Source organism: Paenibacillus graminis (assembly GCF_000758705.1).
In the GTDB taxonomy this organism is placed as follows: domain Bacteria; phylum Bacillota; class Bacilli; order Paenibacillales; family Paenibacillaceae; genus Paenibacillus_AQ; species Paenibacillus_AQ graminis.
In genome coordinates this window covers 3379847-3393368 of sequence record NZ_CP009287.1, presented here as the reverse complement: position 1 = coordinate 3393368, position 13522 = coordinate 3379847, and the positions used below count along the sequence as shown (strand labels likewise).

Below are 13522 nucleotides of genomic sequence, written 5' to 3'. Positions count from 1 at the left end.
AATAAGCCCAAATAATACAACTTTGCTCACCCTCCCTGCACGAACAGCCGCTGACGCGCCGCGTGGTATAGCCAGACAATCGGAATCAGCAGCACCGCGAACCAGATGATCTGGATACCCAGCACATTCCAAATGCCCACTCCCTGCACCCGTCCCGTAAATACAGAGCCGGGCAGGTAGGTGATGGCTTGAAAGGGCAGAACTTCGAGGACTGAGGACAGCCAGCCCGGGAACAGGCTGATCGGCACGATCAGGCCGGAGAACAGGTCAACCACAACACGCTTCATGCGCATCATGCCCTCATTATTCTCAACGAAAAACGCCGATAAGCCCGTAATGATATTAATCTGTGAACTGATCAGGAAGCTGAAGAAGAGCATGACAAGAAAACCTGCCCATGCTGACAAATCTGTCGGCAATTGCACCGGAAACAGCAGAATGGCAATCACCATGCCCGGGATCATCAGCATCATGAAGCGGAAGAGGCCTTCGCCCAGTCCCTGCATCATTTTGACCAGTACATAGTTATAGGGCCTAATGAACTGGATGGCGATGCTGCCATCTCTTATATCTGTAGAAATCTCCCGGTCCAGGTTGTTGAAATAGAAGGCGCGTGCCATCCAGGATACCGCAACATATGTCGTCATCTGCGCACCTGTAAAACCGCCCAGGGACTCACCTTCGCCGTAGATGGCTCTCCATGTGAAATAATTTACGCCTATATTGAGTGTATAGATCAGAATGCCGGAATAATAGTTAACACGGTAAGCCAGCATGGTCAAAAAGCGGATGCGGATAAAATCGAAATAAGCACCGAGCAGCAGCCTCCAACCGTTCTCCTGCGGACTGCCTGCGGAAGAACCTCCGGCGGAAGATGTGGCTGCAGCAGCCTTTAGCTGTTCAGACATGGATGACCTCTTTCTCATCCTGCAAAGCAAGAATCTTATCTTCCGGTTTCTCGGCCGAACCTGATTGATAAATGCTGCGGACAATATCATCCGTATTGGTTTCAATGATTTTGATATCGGTAATGTCTGCCTGACCCACGACCCGTCCAAGCACATCGGAAACATTCAGCTCCAGCGGAATCCATACCTTGGCTCCCAGATCATTCTCTGAGGACCAGGTAACCGGCATTCCTTCCGTCCACCGGATAAGCTGCTCCAGCTTCGTGGCTGTTCCAAATTGGAACTGCACCTCGCGGCCGGTTCCCCAGCGCTGCTTCAGATCTTCCAGACCGCCATCATAAATAATGCGCCCGTCGTCAAGCATAATTACCCGTGAACAGAGCGCTTCAATATCCTGCAGATCATGGGTGGTCAGCAAAATAGTCGTTCCATGTTCGCGGTTCATATCCTTAAGGAACTGGCGGATTTCTGATTTCACGACTATGTCTAGTCCGATCGTAGGTTCATCCAGGAACAGGATGGACGGATTATGCAAAAGTGCGGCTACCAGCTCACACCGCATCCGCTGTCCAAGACTAAGCTTGCGGACCGGGCGGTTCAGCAGATCCTGCAGTTCCAGCCGCTCCACCAGCTCGTCCAGCCGTTTCTTGAACTCCTGCTCCGGCACCCGGTATACTTTGCGCAGAAGCTGGAAGGATTCTATGACCCCGATATCCCACCAGAGCTGGCTGCGCTGACCGAACACGACACCGATATTCCGCACAAATTTCTCCCGTTCCTCATACGGTACATAACCACCGACAGAGAGGGTACCGGAAGTCGGAACAAGAATACCTGTGAGCATCTTGATCGTCGTCGATTTACCCGCACCATTCTCCCCGATATAGCCGCAAATCTCACCTTGGGGAATGCTGAAGGAAATATCCTTTACAGCCATGACCTCGGAATATTGCCGTTTAAACAAATCAGCGAAGGCCCCTTTGAGGCCCTCGCGGTTTTTTTGGACTTTGAAGGTTTTGCGCAAGTCCTGCACTTGAATCGCATTCATATTGTACCTCGCTAAGCTAAGTATTGGGTTCAGTATCCCATTATATCATCTCTGAATTATTTGGCTACTCGTCCCTCAAAAAAATCAGCGTCCGGTACTGCCTCCAGATGGCCGGAACGGGTCACTTTCGTCCGTAAGTACTTTTCATTGAAAACGGAAACGTCGCCCCATAAAGGTACTCTCTTGCCTGTATTCATTCCGGCTGCCTTCAGGGCTTCCATCTTCTTCGGATTATTCGTAATCAGAGTCACCGGCTTGCTGCGCAGATGCTGCAGGACGCTGATCGCATCTCTGTAATCTCTGGAATCATCGGCAAAGCCCAGCTCCAGATTGGCTTCCACAGTATCATACCCTTCTTCCTGAAGAATGTATGCCATTGCCTTGCTGAATAGCCCAATGCCTCTTCCTTCATGGTTGGCCAGATAGAACAGCGCACCCGATCCGTGCTGTGCGATCATCTTCATCGACTGGCGGAGCTGGAAGCCGCAATCGCAGCGTTTGCTGCCAAAAATGTCTCCGGTATGACAAATGCTGTGCATCCGGATCAGCGCTTCATCCGAATCTTCAAAATCTCCGTAGACCAGCACGCTCGATTGCTGCCCTTCAGCCAGATTCATCGAAGATAGCCGGGAAATCAGCAATTCCGTTGCTTCTTTGCTGTCTCCGCCCTGCAATTCCACATCGGTGGCTTTCAGCCAGCTGTACCACTTGAAGGTAACCGTCTCCCCGTCCAGGTTCACAGGCAGTGTAATGGGCCCTACGAGTATATTAGTGGAATCGTCCATGGTAATCCGTTTGATTTTATTCTGTAATATAGATAAGATATCTGGTTTGATCATCAGTGCACCGTCCTAACCGAATTCTGAAAATTTTAGTATTCACTATTTTTACGTCAAGTAACTATTTGTAAGTAAGTTTATCATTGTAATATAACTTCGTCAAGTTATAATATATATTTAAATATTTATAATTACTTATTGTAAGTTTATGATATAATGAATGCGGGGTGATCTTTATGGATGATTTCGAAATGTGTCCACGCTTTGAAAAAGCGGTTGATATGCTCAGTAAACGTTGGGTTGCGCTAATCGTATTTGTTCTGATGAAGGGTCCCCGCCGTTTTGGTGAAATTGAGAGCTGCCTCTCCAATCTAAGCGGCAAAGTGCTGTCCGACCGCTTGAAGGAAATGGAGAACGAAGGCATCATCGAGCGCACGGTGTATCCTGAAATGCCAGTACGGATTGAGTACTCATTGACCAGCAAAGGAAATGCCCTGGCGCCTATTCTTGGTGAGATTGGCAACTGGTCAACAGATTGGATCGAGACCGGCGCAAGCAAGTGACGTCCGGCCTGCAAGCAAAATAGCGCCCTGCTGGTTCCATAAACGGAATCCAACAGGGCGCTATTTTGCTGTATCTATTAATAATGGCAGCACGCGCTACAAATCCTTGCGCTGAAACCGCAGCAGTCCGATTGCGGACACCACAACCGCATACAGAACGGCATAGATTATAAATGAATTCGAAGGAACGGAGCTTATGTCGAGTGAGAAAAAGCTGAGATCCATACTGACCATGCCGTTCATCTCCTCCAGACTGAACAACTCTGCTGTCATTTTCCGCTGCAAGCCATCCGCCGGCATAAGAAGGGACATGATCCCTGTGAGATTATGCAGCGTATGCAACGCATCTTCCTTCAAACCAAGCGAACCGCTCAGCTTGTCGATCATTCCCCCGAGCCAGCCCGCTCCGTAGAGCATGGTCATGAAGACACCGTTGCCCACTGCCGAGAACAAACCTGAACCCAGCATGGATAAGCTGATCAGCAGGGGTACGACGGAGGCGAAGAGCAGAAATGCTTTTACAAGTGCAGCGCCATCCCGCGGGATGGAAGCATGGGCATCTGCTATCAGCAGAATCGCGGTAAACAGAATCAGGGCATATAGTATCCCTAAGGTGACATACCCAAGCCACCGGCCCAGATACCATTTCCAGCGCGGCAGCGGACGAGGCAGTAAAGCTTGCATAACCCCCTGTTCCGCTTCCCCCGCAATGGAAGAGAACGAACTGAAAATTGCCAGGAAGGCAATGACAAAAGCTCCGAAGAAAAACCCCATGGATACAATGAAAGCTCCGGTCGAAAAACTATTGATCAGGTTCCCCCCATTTACGATACTGGATACCCCTCCAGACTCGCTGCTTCCCACGGTAGCCGCAACAAACCAGAACGCGAGCAGAAATACGGCAGTCATGATCAGAGTCATGAGCATCACTTTCTTACGCAGCAGTTCCTTCCAGGTCATTCCGAGTATGATTCTCAATCCTGCTCCCCCCTATGGCTGAGTCCGGATACAGCATCCAGAAACCATTCTTCCAGCCGTTCTTTTTTACGGGCAACTTCATATAAGGTCATGCCTTGCTCGATAATTAGTGTATTCAGCCAGCCCACTTGCTCTTCACTTTCAACTTCAGCCTCCAGCCACACCGTGCTGCCTTCAACGGTCGAAGGTATAACGATGGCGCCTTCTGCGTGATCCGCATCTTCTACAGCTTGTCTGATCTGCAGTCCCGTATGCTCCATCAGCCAGGACAGCAAAAAAGGCGAATAGCCGCCCACTTTAAAATGCCAGCTAGTTCGCTTATTTAAAATTTCTGTAACTTTGCCGTGCCGCAGGATCTCGCCGTTATTCAGCAGCGCCATCCGGTCGCACAGCACCTCAACATCCTCAAGCAGGTGGGAGTTGAGAAAAATAGTGATGCCCCGCTGCTTTAGCTTTTCCAGAATGCTCCTCACTTCCATACGGCCGATAGGGTCAAGTGCCGATGAAGGCTCATCCAGAAAAACAAGCTCAGGATCATTTACCAATGCACAGGCCAGACCCAACCTCTGCTGCATCCCCTTGGAATAATGCTTGACCCGGTCACGTCCCCGTTGTCCTATCCCTACCTCTTTCAGAAGTTCCGGTATTCTGATGTCTGCTTCAGACTTACCGATACCGCATAAGCGGGCATGGAGCCTCACTACCTCTTCGCCGGTCAGCCATTCCTGGTACCTATACAGCTCCGGAAGATAGCCGATCTTGCTCTTCGCTGCAATAGTTCTAATCGGATGTCCAAACAAAGCAGCACTCCCGCTGGTTGGACGAATTAAACCCGCCAGCATTTTGACAAAGGTGCTTTTACCGGCGCCGTTGGGACCGAGGAAGCCAAAGGCTTCCCCTTTCTCAACAGTTATAGATACATCCCGGCAGCCGCGTCCGCTCTTGTATTCTTTGGTCAGTAATTGGGCTTCAATTGCGGGTACATTCATTGCGTGATCAACTCCTGAAGCTGCTTCATGAATTTCTCTTTATCCTGATACAGTGTTCCGCCGGAAAAGTCGAACAGTTGCCCATTTTTCACCCAGGTTGCTTTATAGTTAGGCCCATCCCCATATTCAATGGCTTCCATGATCACCCGTGTCCCGTTTACTGTAATTTCCTCGGAATGATTCCCTTTGATCACAGGCATGGGCAGGTCTCCGGCCAGAATGCTGCTCTGCTGCAGACTGGATTTCAGTTCATCCGGGAGAAGGGGGAAGTCAAGGATAGCCTGCACAGCTTCTTCCACATTGATAGAAGGATCGACATTCACCACAGGCGTATTCATCTGCATCAGATTCGACCAATGATCATCCGTAGAAAAATCATAGCTTACAGACTCGGGAATCGACAGTGTGACTGGCTTGCCGTCAACGGATTCTGGCAGCAGCCGGGTCGCCCCCAGACGCTTTAGCGCCTTATTCACCTCATCCACCTTGAGCGTCAGTGTAATTTGCTGTGAGGAGTTTACAAACACCGATTTAATGCTGTTAAAAGCTTCACCGGTCAGAGCATAGCCCAATTTATCCTTCAATTCATTCACTGGCACCATTCCATTTAGCGGACCGTAGGAATAGCTAAATGAACCAAATTTGTTAACAGCATCATTAACATTGTCTTCCCCGCTGGCCTGATAGAACAAACTCCGCAGATCATCTTCATTGACGACCATTACTTCCTGCATCCGGAATTGGCTCAATATGGCCGCCATGGCCGTGTTGCCTACAGGTGTCGCGAGTATGGCCGCAAAAACGGCTACCCCTGCCGCAGCAGTTGCCCATTTCCGGCGGCGGGTCATTCCAGTCCGGCGGGTCGTCCGGCCCTTGGTTTTCTCCTGAGCGGCGGTAACTCCTGCAGGACTGGCTGAAGGCTGCGCCGCATTTCCCATATAATTTCCGTCCGCTATGGTTGCCGCACTGTCTTCTATTCTGTTCACATTCTTGGCATCCTGCCCCCATTTTGCCCATACCGGATTCACAGGCTCATCGGCAAGCTTGGTTTGCAGATTCGCCCAGGCTTCATCCGTTAGATGTTGATCGGAATCATATTTCAAAGGATTGGTCATTTGATGGTTCCTCCTAAAAGTTTTGCTAAAATTAAAATCGATGATTTTAATACACTTGGATACACGATTAATCTGTCTGAGGGTATGAATTCATCGCCTGCTGCTTCAGCTTATGGGTGGCCCGGTTAAGCAGTGTTCCGATAACCGGCGAGTTTACCCCGAGCTGGCTGGCAATTTCTGTGTAGCTATAGCCCGAGTAGCGCAGCAGCAGCGCTTGTCTGTCCCTTTCGGGGAGGCCATCCAGCCAAGTCCGTACATCCTCCTGATCCAGCTTGCTGAGTACAGCCTCTTCTCCGGAAGGGGGGCCTGACTCTGCGCTGAACAGCAGCTCCTGCTTATCCTGGAGACGCCGCTCCCTGGCTTTTTGGGTTAAATAATCATATCCGATCCGGGTCAACACTCTATGAAGCCAAGCGCCAAGCGCGTTAGGGTCATCCGGCGGGTTGCGGTATAGTCTGAGAAACACATCCTGGGCTAAATCGTCTGCTGCCGCCTCATCACGGACCAGGGCTGCCAGCTTGCGCCGCACTACCGGATAGTGTTCATAAAATACAGTTCGAAACATTTCAGATTCCGGAATTTCCATTGTGTAAATCCTCCTTATTAGCTGCAGCTATAAGTAAGACGGACGCCAAAGCGATTTTGTATCAGAATACCGTATAATTATCATAACATTTCTGTTTTCTGCCTATTCAACACAAAAAAGCAGCTCCTCTATTAGAAAGGAACCGCTTTTGGGGAATTTATTTACAGAAGTTTTTTGATATCGTCCTTGATCTGTTCTGATTGTGGCCCGAATACAATCTGCACCGCGCCCTGCCCCAGTCTCATAACACCGGATGCTCCCAATTGCTTCAGCGCAGCATCCTTGACAGCCTTCTCGTCGTTGACGATCAGCCGCAGGCGTGTAATGCAGGCATCGATGTTGCGGATGTTCGCCGGGCCGCCGACATTTTCCAGTATTTTGGCCGCTCTGGAGGATGCGGAAATTTTTGCCCCGCTCACATCGGCTTCCAGCACTTCGTCTTCGGTGTCATCCTCACGCCCCGGTGTTTTCAGGTTGAACTTGGTAATAATAAACCGGAACAGCACATAGTAGAGAACAAAGAATCCAAGACCCACAGGAATCAGAACCCATGCATTCGTAGACAGCTTCATATTCAGCAGGTAATCGATTAGTCCTGCAGAGAATCCGAAACCCAGCTTTACATCAAGTACATACATCAGGAACCCGGCGAAACCGGTGAGCAGAGCATGAACCAGATATAGTACAGGGGCAATAAACATAAAGGAGAATTCGAGCGGTTCTGTAATCCCGGTCAGGAAGGACGCAATCGCGGAACCAATGAAGATAGATGCGACCATTTTGCGTTTTTCCGGTTTAGCCGTATGAATAAATGCAAGCGCCGCTCCCGGCATTGCAAACATCATAATCGGGAAGAAACCTGTCATGAACATTCCGGCCGATTTATCTCCAGCGAAGAAACGCCACAAATCCCCATGCACCACTTCTCCGGCAGCGTTGGTGAAATCACCGATTTGGAACCAGGCAATGGCGTTGATAACATGATGGAGGCCAAAAGGAATGAGCAGACGGTTCGCTGTCCCGAAAATAAATGCACCGACACCGCCAAGCCCAACCACCCAGGTACCGAAATCACTAATCACATCTTGAATCGGACTCCAGATCATTCCAACCAGAACAGACAATACTATAGTAGTTACCGCTGTAATGATCGGAACAAAACGTTTACCGGCGAAAAAGCCCAGCCAATCCGGCATTTTTATATTATGGTATTTCTTATAGAGGAAGGCTGCCCACGCTCCCGCAAAGATCCCCCCAAGAACACCCATGTTCAGCTTGACATCATCGCCAATGAAAGGCATTTGTGCAGGAATGACCTTGAGGATACTGTCGAGAATCTGGTAAGCAATCAGAGCGGACAGCGCCGCAACCGCATCACCGGCAAATCCGATAGCAACCCCGATGGCAAAAATCAATGCCAGATTGCCAAAGATGGCTCCGGCGCCTGCATTCAGAAAAGGTGCAATGTAGCTGTTGATGAACCGGCCGGCCGCCCCTAAGTGGAAATCCTTTTCATAATTAATCAGTGCCAACCCTTGCAGAATGGCCGCCGCCGGCAGTGTAGCTACCGGAAGCATCAGTGACTTGCCCAATTTTTGCAGAAAAGCCAACATTCCAATCATCCCCTATTATCGTATTTGGCTATGCCGTCGATGATGCTGTATGATTTATTGCCTGGATGCCACGGTAAGAATAATGTTTGTGCCGGCGGTTACTTGGCCATAGTGGCAAGCCACCTCAGGAATCGTTTCCCCATTGCTGGTCACTATGACCGGTATAACAGTCTGATAACCAGCTGCCCGAATCGATGCGATATCGAACTCAATCAGCGTCTGTCCAGCTTTCACTTCATCTCCGCTGGCGACATGGCTGATAAATCCGCTGCCTTTCAAGCTTACAGTGTCAATTCCGATATGCAGCAGCAGCTGGAGTCCGGAAGAATGCTCTATGATTACAGCATGATTGGATTTGACTACATGGGCGACTTTCCCGTCAAAAGGGGCGATTAATTTCCCCTCACTTGGTTCTATGGCAATTCCCTGCCCCATATGCCCGCCTGAGAACATTTCATCCGGCACTCCTGTTAAGGAAACGGCTTGCCCGCTGACCGGTGCCGGAATCTCCAGCACTGGTATCTTTGACGGTTGTGCTTCTTTTTTGGACTTCCATTTGGAAAACATGAGTTTCTCTCCTTACTGTTTCTGTTTGTGGTTTAGTTAGTGTTATAACCAAATGCTACATCCGCTGCTGGTCCAAAGTCTGAAACAAACGGCGCAAATGCATGGCGAGGAAGCAGATTTCTTCTTCCGGAACCTCTGTGCCCAGCGAATTCCGCATGACATTGCCCAGTTTTTGGGCCAGCTTGTATTCTTCTTTGTATTCTTTCTGAATATGTTTCACGAACGGATTGTCGATAAGTGACCCCTGCAGAATCCGCTCAATGGAAAATCTCAGATGGATCATCAGCCGGATGTGGTTCATACTCCCGTAAGCAAAGGTTAAATTGCGTTCCTCGCGGATCATATCCAGCAGCTCGCTGACAATATTCGAGGCTTTGACGAGCTGGCCTACCGGCACATTGCTGACAGCAGAATACACGTGATAGGTCAGAAAACCCACTTCATCTTCAGGAATCTGAACATTGAATTCCGCACTGATTTTCTCCGCTGCCCTGTAAGCGATCTCATATTCCTTCGGAAATGACATTTTAGTCTCCTGAAGGAACGGGTTGACAATATCCATGCCGCCCCGCAGACGGTAAATGGTGAACTGAATATGGCTGGGGAGCGCCAAATAGATTTTGTCGTTCAACTTGCCGGAAAATTCATGAGCAATATCCGCAATAATATCGTCTGTAATCTTCATAACTTTGGGATCAATATCTTCGAGCAAAATCTGGTATTGACTCCATTCGTCACGATCCTCCAGCCGGAACAATTTCTCAATCCGCTGGTCATTTGCATCAATGAATCCCGAATCTTTGACCGCAAACCCGATACCCTTGCCGATAATCACATATTCCTTGCCCTTTCTTCCCCCTTGAACCATCACCACGTTGTTTCCAATTACCCGCAGTACCTCAAACTGCTCGTTTTCCTTGGCCAAGTTCTCCCTCCTTTCCACCCAATATCCAATTTTTCGCATAAAAAAGAGCCAAGAAAGACTCAAATGAATGAAGTCAATTCTTGGCTCATGCCCTTAAAGGTAACACGCCGATTGCATATAAATGATCATTTATAAGATAATCATAAATCATACCTATATTTCCGTCAATGGGTTTTTGAAAAAGTCAAGTTTCACTCATGCCCCCATCAGGCGGCACATCCGGGTCACCACATCCTGAATGATTACAGGCTTGCTGATAAAATCCGAAGCTCCGGCAGCCAGACATTTCTCCCGGTCTTCTTTCATTGTTTTGGCTGAAATGGCGATAATGGGCAGCTCCGGCAGCATCAGCTCCTCACGAATAATCGACAGAGTGTCGTAACCGTCCAGATTTGGCATCATAATATCCAGCAGAACGATATCCACATCAGGCTGCTCTCTGACCATCTGCAGGCATTCGAAGCCTGATTGGGCTGTCAGAATATTCATATCATAAGGCTCCAGCCCTTTTTCAAGTGCATAGATGTTGCGCACATCGTCATCCACGATCAGCACCGTTTTACCGTGCAAATTCGAATACTCCTTATCAAACAAGACAGTGTCCGCTCCCTCAGCACCATTCGGCTGCTTATCCTCCCGCTCAGCGGCAGCAGCAGCCTGCAGAGTCCATACCCCAGGAAAAACGGATTCATATCCGTCTTCTTCCTCACGGCATGGAATAAACAGCGTAAACGTGCTGCCTTCCCCCTCTTTACTATCCAAAGAGATGGTGCCCCCAAGCAGCCGGGCCAGTTGCAGCGATATGGACAATCCCAGTCCCGTACCGCCGAATTTACGCGCCGTTGAGCCGTCAGCCTGGCGAAATGCCTCGAAGATAACCTCCCGGTTCGTTTCCCCGATTCCGATTCCGCTATCCCTCACAGCAAAGGAGAGAACGGAACCTGCCTCAGGAAGCTGTGGTGCGGACGTTGGTTCAAGGCGGCTGATGACGACCTCGACAAAACCTTTTTCTGTAAATTTAAAAGCATTGGATAGCAGGTTCCGCAGAATTTGATGCAAACGCATCTCGTCTGTAAAAAATATATCCGGAACATTGTTCTCCAGAGTCACCTTGAACTCAATATTTTTCTGCTCCGCCGTCTTGGTGAAATAACCATACAGCATAGAGGGAAGCTCTGTAAGATTGACAGGGTCCCGCTCAACGGTCATTTTCCCGGCTTCCACTTTGGACAGGTCCAGAATATCATTGATCATCCCCAGCAATTCACTGCCCGACGAATGAATGACTTCGGCATATCCCTGTTCTTCTTCCGTCAAGCTGTCATTCCGGTTCTCTGTAAGCAGCTGCGAAAGAATCAACATACTGTTAAGCGGTGTACGCAGCTCATGAGACATGTTGGCTAAAAATTCAGATTTGTAACGTGAGCTTAATTCCAGCTGCTCGTTACTTTTCTCCAACTCAGCTGCTGCATTCTCTGCAACTGACTTCTGGTGCTCCAGCTCCCGGTTGAGTGTGAGCAGCTCCTTTGTATGATTCTGCAGTTCTTCAGTCTGTACCTGCAGTTCTTCAGACTGCACCTGAAGTTCTTCGGATTGGACCTGCAATTCTTCATTCATTGTTTGGGATTCGCTATACAGCTGCTGGACTTCCATCCGTGTCAATACAGAATTCAAGGTGACTCCCATCATTTTCAGCAATTCGTTAAATAGCTCTACATGATACGGTGCCCATTGGGTAAGCGAAGCCGCTTCAAGAACGGCCAGCGTTCTGTTCTCAAATAGGATAGGAGCAATTACGGCAAACTTGGGTGCGGATCTTCCAAGTCCGGAGTTGATGCTTATGTAATCTTCGGGTAAATTTTCAATACGAATCACTCTCATATCGGCCGCACATTGGCCAATGAGCCCTTCCCCCAGCCGAATCGTATTCTTTCCGAAATCAACCGCCTGTTGCTCTGAACCTGCATAGGAGTACATTCGTTTATACTCTTTTTTCCCGTTCAGTACATAAACAGCACCATACTGCAGCTCCAGTATCACAGACAGCCTGTTCATAAATGTACGGCACAGCAACGGCAGATCCGTAGTCTCCTGTAGAGCAACAGACATTAACGCCAGCTGCTCACTGCCCCACTGCTGCCGCTGCACCGTATCCAGCAGGTCATTCGTGGCATTCCCCAGATCATTGATTTCATCAAGGGTCTTCACTGAAATCCGTTCGGACATATTGCCTCCGCCGGCGATAGTGCGGATCGCCTGAATTACACTCCGAAGCGGTTTAACGATGCTTGCTGAGATCAGATAAGTAATAAGCGCGGCCAGCAGTGCAACCAGTCCCCAGAGGATATACATGGTTATCAAAAGCTTGTCATTGCTTGCTTTCAGGTTGGCTATCCGCTCGCTGGTAAGCTTCCGTTCGTTGTCACGGAAATAGTCGAACTGTGTACGGATGGAATCAATAATAACCTTGCCGCTGTCATTATGGAAAAAAGCATTGACTGCCTGAGTCTGGCCATTCCGTTTCAGATCCACAATATATTGTCCCGCGGATTCGATCCATTGTTCAATACTGCTCTGGATGTTGCTCAGATTCTTCAACTGGTCGGGATTATCCTTGATCAGGCTGCTTAATCTCGTATAATGAATCTTCCATTCTGTAATTCCGGTGTCATACGGGGCCAAATAGCTGGAGTCACCGGTAAGCGCATACCCGCGCTGACCAGTCTCCATATCCAGCACATTTTTTTCGATTTGATAGGTAAGCTCGTGCACCTTCATGTCATGATCGCTCAAAAAAACCGTTTCTTTCTCCAGATCAGTTATTCTGCCTGCCACTACAAGCAGAAAAAGGCCCAGCATAAGCAGGATCATGACATATCCGAGCGCAATTTTACTGCGGATTCTCAGGCTCCAGGCTTGCTTGTTAAGCAATGGTTCAACCTCCATCCGGCATCCGGTATCTGTTGCCCTTCAATTGTAAATGCTGGCAATACAGATAACAAGTGGATTGTTCACTAGGATGATTACAGGTAGCTTTCACTCCGGGGCAGTCTGTCTTTTAGTTGCCGCACATTGGCCTCCAGCTTCAGGATCACATCCTCCAGATCCATGGGATCAATTCCCCTGATAATAGGTGCTGGTGCAGGAATGGCTTCAGCTTGTATACTTTTCTCCTTCAGTTCACGGAGCTCAATCTGCTGTTCCTGCCATTTATCCATTAAATCAGCTATGGTTGCGTAAAAACGCTCATAATCCTTAATTACGCTATCCAGAAATGTGTCAACCTCTTCGGCATCGTAGCCGCGGAGCTTCATGCCAAATTCCTTCTCGTGTATTGTTAGTGCATCCAGTGTAATGCCTAGCTGGCTGAACAGCTTTCTCTGCTTGTCCAGTCTGCGTTTCATGTGTTCATCCATTAAATTGACCTCCAAGTATATATCGTTCATCCGGT

At 48.9% G+C, this 13522-nt stretch carries 13 protein-coding genes; 1 reads left to right on the top strand and 12 read right to left on the bottom strand.

All coding sequences use genetic code 11. The features are described 5' to 3' along the window. Positions 1–26: 26 nt before the first annotated feature. From PGRAT_RS14115 to PGRAT_RS14105, 3 genes are all read right to left on the bottom strand, one after another. Positions 27–821, bottom strand: coding sequence for an ABC transporter permease (locus tag PGRAT_RS14115; protein ID WP_042268077.1), 795 nt, complete (start codon positions 819–821; stop codon positions 27–29). A gap of 79 nt (positions 822–900) precedes the next feature. Then, positions 901–1956, bottom strand: coding sequence for an ABC transporter ATP-binding protein (locus PGRAT_RS14110; protein ID WP_025703661.1), 1056 nt, complete (start codon positions 1954–1956; stop codon positions 901–903). 56 nt (positions 1957–2012) lie between these two features. Continuing rightward, complete coding sequence (locus tag PGRAT_RS14105) at positions 2013–2795, bottom strand: GTP cyclohydrolase II (RefSeq protein WP_025703660.1); 783 nt, start codon at positions 2793–2795, stop codon at positions 2013–2015. Positions 2796–2971: 176 nt separating this feature from the next. Here PGRAT_RS14105 and PGRAT_RS14100 point away from each other — a divergent pair, with 176 nt between their 5' ends. Continuing rightward, on the top strand, positions 2972–3298 hold the full coding sequence (locus tag PGRAT_RS14100) for a catDE operon transcriptional regulator CatR (RefSeq protein ID WP_025703659.1): 327 nt from the start codon (positions 2972–2974) through the stop codon (positions 3296–3298). Positions 3299–3394: 96 nt separating this feature from the next. Here PGRAT_RS14100 and PGRAT_RS14095 read toward each other — a convergent pair whose 3' ends face one another. The 9 genes from PGRAT_RS14095 to PGRAT_RS14055 form a co-directional block, all read right to left on the bottom strand. Further along, positions 3395–4276, bottom strand: coding sequence for an ABC transporter permease (locus PGRAT_RS14095; RefSeq protein ID WP_025703658.1), 882 nt, complete (start codon positions 4274–4276; stop codon positions 3395–3397). Continuing rightward, positions 4273–5265: an ABC transporter ATP-binding protein gene (locus PGRAT_RS14090; protein WP_025703657.1), complete on the bottom strand. Its 993-nt coding sequence runs from the start codon at positions 5263–5265 to the stop codon at positions 4273–4275. Before PGRAT_RS14090 ends, PGRAT_RS14095 begins: the two co-directional genes overlap by 4 nt. Further along, positions 5262–6380: a hypothetical protein gene (locus PGRAT_RS14085; protein ID WP_042266767.1), complete on the bottom strand. Its 1119-nt coding sequence runs from the start codon at positions 6378–6380 to the stop codon at positions 5262–5264. The genes PGRAT_RS14090 and PGRAT_RS14085 overlap by 4 nt, the downstream gene beginning before the upstream one ends. Positions 6381–6447: 67 nt before the next feature. Continuing rightward, complete coding sequence (locus PGRAT_RS14080; RefSeq protein WP_025709188.1) at positions 6448–6966, bottom strand: sigma-70 family RNA polymerase sigma factor; 519 nt, start codon at positions 6964–6966, stop codon at positions 6448–6450. 161 nt (positions 6967–7127) lie between these two features. Next, positions 7128–8579: an N-acetylglucosamine-specific PTS transporter subunit IIBC gene (nagE, locus tag PGRAT_RS14075; RefSeq protein WP_025709187.1), complete on the bottom strand. Its 1452-nt coding sequence runs from the start codon at positions 8577–8579 to the stop codon at positions 7128–7130. 54 nt (positions 8580–8633) lie between these two features. After that, on the bottom strand, positions 8634–9146 hold the full coding sequence (locus PGRAT_RS14070; protein ID WP_025709185.1) for a PTS sugar transporter subunit IIA: 513 nt from the start codon (positions 9144–9146) through the stop codon (positions 8634–8636). A gap of 55 nt (positions 9147–9201) precedes the next feature. Continuing rightward, on the bottom strand, positions 9202–10071 hold the full coding sequence (locus PGRAT_RS14065) for a PRD domain-containing protein (protein WP_025709184.1): 870 nt from the start codon (positions 10069–10071) through the stop codon (positions 9202–9204). Between the two features lie 195 nt (positions 10072–10266). Next, positions 10267–13002: a CHASE3 domain-containing protein gene (locus tag PGRAT_RS14060; RefSeq protein WP_052415715.1), complete on the bottom strand. Its 2736-nt coding sequence runs from the start codon at positions 13000–13002 to the stop codon at positions 10267–10269. Between the two features lie 92 nt (positions 13003–13094). Beyond that, positions 13095–13487, bottom strand: a complete 393-nt coding sequence (locus PGRAT_RS14055; protein ID WP_025705764.1) for a DivIVA domain-containing protein — start codon at positions 13485–13487, stop codon at positions 13095–13097. Positions 13488–13522: the final 35 nt, after the last annotated feature.